General features: G+C 74.6%; 4 protein-coding genes. All 4 read right to left on the bottom strand.

The genetic code is table 11. The features are described 5' to 3' along the window. Window positions 1-49: 49 nt before the first annotated feature. Window positions 50-1,354 (bottom strand): methyltransferase domain-containing protein, encoded by a 1,305-nt coding sequence (locus tag M3N57_01235; GenBank protein ID MDP9021329.1) that lies wholly within the window; start codon window positions 1,352-1,354, stop codon window positions 50-52. Window positions 1,355-1,356: 2 nt separating this feature from the next. Further along, window positions 1,357-2,301: a methionyl-tRNA formyltransferase gene (fmt, locus tag M3N57_01230; GenBank protein MDP9021328.1), complete on the bottom strand. Its 945-nt coding sequence runs from the start codon at window positions 2,299-2,301 to the stop codon at window positions 1,357-1,359. Window positions 2,302-2,303: 2 nt separating this feature from the next. Next, on the bottom strand, window positions 2,304-2,855 hold the full coding sequence (def, locus tag M3N57_01225) for a peptide deformylase (GenBank protein ID MDP9021327.1): 552 nt from the start codon (window positions 2,853-2,855) through the stop codon (window positions 2,304-2,306). A 90-nt stretch (window positions 2,856-2,945) separates the two neighbouring features. Further along, on the bottom strand, window positions 2,946-3,713 hold a 768-nt coding region (locus M3N57_01220), incomplete at its 5' end, for a hypothetical protein (protein ID MDP9021326.1).

Raw genomic sequence — 3,713 nt, 5'->3', positions numbered from 1 at the left:
ACGACCCGAGCCTACCAGCGGGACGCCAGCACCCCGGCCGTGGGGCGGGTCAGCCACGACGGACGAACGTGGCGTAGTACATGCCGTCGGTGCCGTGGTGGGGCCACAACTGCGTCTGCTCGACCAGCTCGAACCGCGAGCCGTGCCGGGCGAGGAACCCGGCGGTCACCTCCTCGGTCTCCACCACGGTCCAGGTGCACGCCGCGTACGTCAGCGACCCCGCGGGCGCGACGTGCGCCACAGCGGCCTGCAACAGCCGGCTCTGCAGGTCCGCCAGGTCCCCGAGTTCGTGGGGGCCACGCCGCCAACGAACCTCGGGGCGCCGCCGGCCCGTCCCCAGTCCGGTGCAGGGCGCGTCGACCAGGACGACGTCGAACCCGCCGTCGACCGGCGGGTCGGTCGCGTCGCCCACGCGGACGTCGATGTCCACCCCTACCCGCGCGGCCGCTTCGCGGATCAGGGCCGCACGGTGGGGGTACAGCTCGACCGCGACCACGCTCCCGTCCGGGGCCACGAGCGACGCCAGGTGCGTGGCCTTCCCCCCGGGTCCGGCACAGAGGTCCAGAACCCGGGCGCCGGGAACGGCACGGGTGGCGTGGGCGACGCGCATGGACGCCGCGTCCTGGGGCACCGCCCGCCCTTCGGCGACAGCCACCAACCGACGCGGGTCACCGCCGGGCGCGCGCACCGCCTCGGGGGCGTGCTCGTCGGCCACCGCCTCGATGCCGGCGTCCCGCAGTTCCTGCACGAGCGCATCACGGTCCCCGGTGGCGCGCAAGGTCAGTCCGGGCGGGGCGTTGTCGGCTTCGAGCGCTGCCTGCGCTCGGTCGCCGAGGCGGCGGTGGACGTCCTCGACGATCCAGCGCGGGTGGGCGGTGTGCAGCACCAGCCAACCGACCGCGTCGTCGTCGGGGTCCGGCCAGGGCAGCTCGTCGCGGCGCCGGGCCAACGCCCGCAGCACGCCGTTCACGAAGCCGCCCGCCGCGGTCGCACGACGACGGGGGACGGCCGCGCGGGCCAGCCGAACGGCCGTGTCGACCGCTGCGCGGGTGGGGACACCAGAGCGCAGGATCTGCAGCGCGCCCAGCCGCAGGATCCGCCGCAGGTTGGGTTCGACGTCGCTCAGGTCCCGGTCGAGGACGTGCTGCAGCGCCCAGTCCAGCGTGCCCTGCCACCGCAGCGTGTCGTAGGCCAGGTAGCTCGCGAACGCCCGATCGCGCGCACCGTCGAGGTCATCGATGGCGGCGGGGACCGCCAACGTGCTGTAGGCGTCGCGCTCGTCGACCGCTGCGATCGCCTGCAGCGCGGCCCGCCGGGAGGCCAGGCCGGTGGGCGGGGCGTCGAGGTCGGCCATCGCTAGCGGTCGTCCCCGAGCCGTTCACCGGGTTCGGGACGGTAGCCGTTGGTGAACGCCCCGCCCGGCATGGCGACCTTCCCGGCTGGCTGGACCTCGGTGAGCACGACCGCCTGATCGCCGGTTGCCACGACCGGGCCGCGCGGGTCGGCGCCCAGCACCGTCCCCGGTTGTCCACCGCCCTGCGCCTGCTCCGCCCGCCAGATCTTGAGCCGCTGGCCCCGGAAGGTCGTGTGCGCTCCGGGCGCGGGGTTGGCGCTGCGCACCAGGTCCACGACCGACCGGGCCGGCATCGACCAGTCGATGCGGACGTCTTCGGGCGTGATCCGCGCCGCGTACGTCACGCCGTCGTCGCGCTGGGACTGCGGCTCGACGCCCTGCAGGAGCTGGCGGATGCTGTCGACCAGGACCGGGGCGCCGATGACGGCCAGGCGCTCCAGCAGCTCGCCGGCGGTCTCGTCCGGGGCGATGTCGACCTCGACCTGCTGCAGGATCGGGCCGGTGTCCATCCCGACGTCGATCACGAACGTGGTGATCCCCGTGGTGTGGTCCCCGGCGCGGATGGCGTGCTGCACCGGCGCCGCGCCGCGCCAGCGTGGTAGCAGCGAGAAGTGCAGGTTGACGTAGCCGTGGCGGGGCGCCTCCAAGACATCGGCGGGGAGGATCGCGCCGTACGCGACGACCGCGACCGCGTCCAGGGACAACGAGTGGAGCCGGTCGAGGATGTCACGTGGGCGGTGCGGTTGCAGCACCGTGATGCCGCGTTCCTGCGCCGCGACCTTCACCGGTGGAGGCACCGGGATCCGCGACCGGCCGCGGGGACGGTCGGGGTTGGTGACGGCAGCGACCACGTCGACGTCGACGGCGTCGTCCAGCGCAGCCAGCGACGGGACCGCGACGTCCGGCGTGCCGAAGAACGCGACCCGGATCCGGTCGTCGCCCGCCACGGTCACCCTGGCCGGCGCCCCAGCAGGAAACCCCGCGGCTGCGCGGGGGGATCGTCCAGGCCCTGCTGCAGCCGGTACTCGCGCATCCGCTTCATCGCTTCGTTGCGGTCGTGGCGCGCGAGGTGGTCGATGAACAGCACCCCGTTGAGGTGGTCGATCTCGTGGAGGAACACCCGGGCGAGGAAACCTTCGAGCTCGTCGAGGTGCTCGTCGCCGTGCAGGTCCTGGTACCGGCAACGCGCCCGCAACGGCCGCTCCAGCGGGTAGAACAGGCCGGGGAACGACAGGCAGCCCTCGTCGCCCTCCTGCACGTCGGCGGACGTCTCGTCCACAGCCGGGTTGACCACCGCGCCGTGGTCGTCCTCCGTGGTCCACGTGAACAGCCGCTTGAGCACGCCGACCTGGTTCGCTGCCAGCCCGGAGCCGGCCGCCTCGCGCATCGTGTCGAGCATGTCGTCAGCGAGGCGCCGCAGTCGGTCGTCGAAGTCGACGACCTGCCGCGCACGCTGGCGCAGCACCGGGTCGCCGAAGATCCGGATCGGGAGGGTCGCCATCGGGCGCAGGGTACGCGATGAACCCGCCCCGGCCTGGGGCGCGCTCACAGGCAGCGACACCGACTCCCAGGACGTCTGATGGGTATCGACTCACAGGACGTCGACCGGGTCGACGTCGACGCGGACGTCGTGGCCGTCGCGGCTCCACGCCACCTGCAGTGGCCGGAGTGCGGCCAGGGTCGCCGTCCGGTCGGCGCACTTGATCAGGAGAGCGGCACGCTCCCCGGCGGGGCGCGGGCCCAGCACCTCATCCCCGTCGGGGAGCGCGCGCGAGAGGTCGGCCACGACCCGGTCCCCGTTCCCGGCCACATCCAGGCGGACGGCGTGGGCCACCGGCGGGAAGCGCAGCTCCGCGCGCCGGGCGACCTCATCGCGCCAGAACGCCCCCGGATCCCAGGACACCAGTGCCCGCACCGCGTGGTGGGTCGGGTCGCGGGTCTGCACCACCACGACGGCATCGGGGACCAGCCGGCTGCGTCCGCGGCTCCCCGCCACGGTGGCCTCGGCGGCGCGCGGTACCCACGACGCCACACGCAGCGCCAGGCGGAGCGCGTCCTCGGCCGCGTCGAGCGACGGACGACGCAGCTGCCCGTCGAGGTCGGGGAGCACCACGGCCCCGACCTGGCCGGGCGGATCCAGGTGGGCCGAACCGCGGGTCATGACGACGGTGGCGGGCGGGGGCGGGGCAGGCTGGGCGTAGCCCTCGAGGACGGCGACGGTGGTCCCGCGCAGGGTGCGGCGCAGCTCTCCGCCGAGGCGCTCCGCTCCCGCCGCGAGTGGGGCGAAGCGCGCAGCGCCGCACTGGTCGCAGCGCGGGCGATCCGGGCGGCTCCACCCGCATCCCTCACAGGCCACGCC

It is taken from the genome of Actinomycetota bacterium (assembly GCA_030776725.1).
Lineage (GTDB): Bacteria > Actinomycetota > Nitriliruptoria > Nitriliruptorales > JAHWKO01 > JAHWKW01.
This window is presented reverse-complemented; position numbering and strand designations above follow the sequence as displayed.

What these genes read in the sequence shown, in the direction of transcription:
- def (MDP9021327.1), bottom strand. Translation starts at nt 2,855, where the DNA reads ATGGCGACCCTCCCGATCCGGATCTTCGGCGACCCGGTGCTGCGCCAG.
- M3N57_01235 (MDP9021329.1), bottom strand. Translation starts at nt 1,354, where the DNA reads ATGGCCGACCTCGACGCCCCGCCCACCGGCCTGGCCTCCCGGCGGGCC.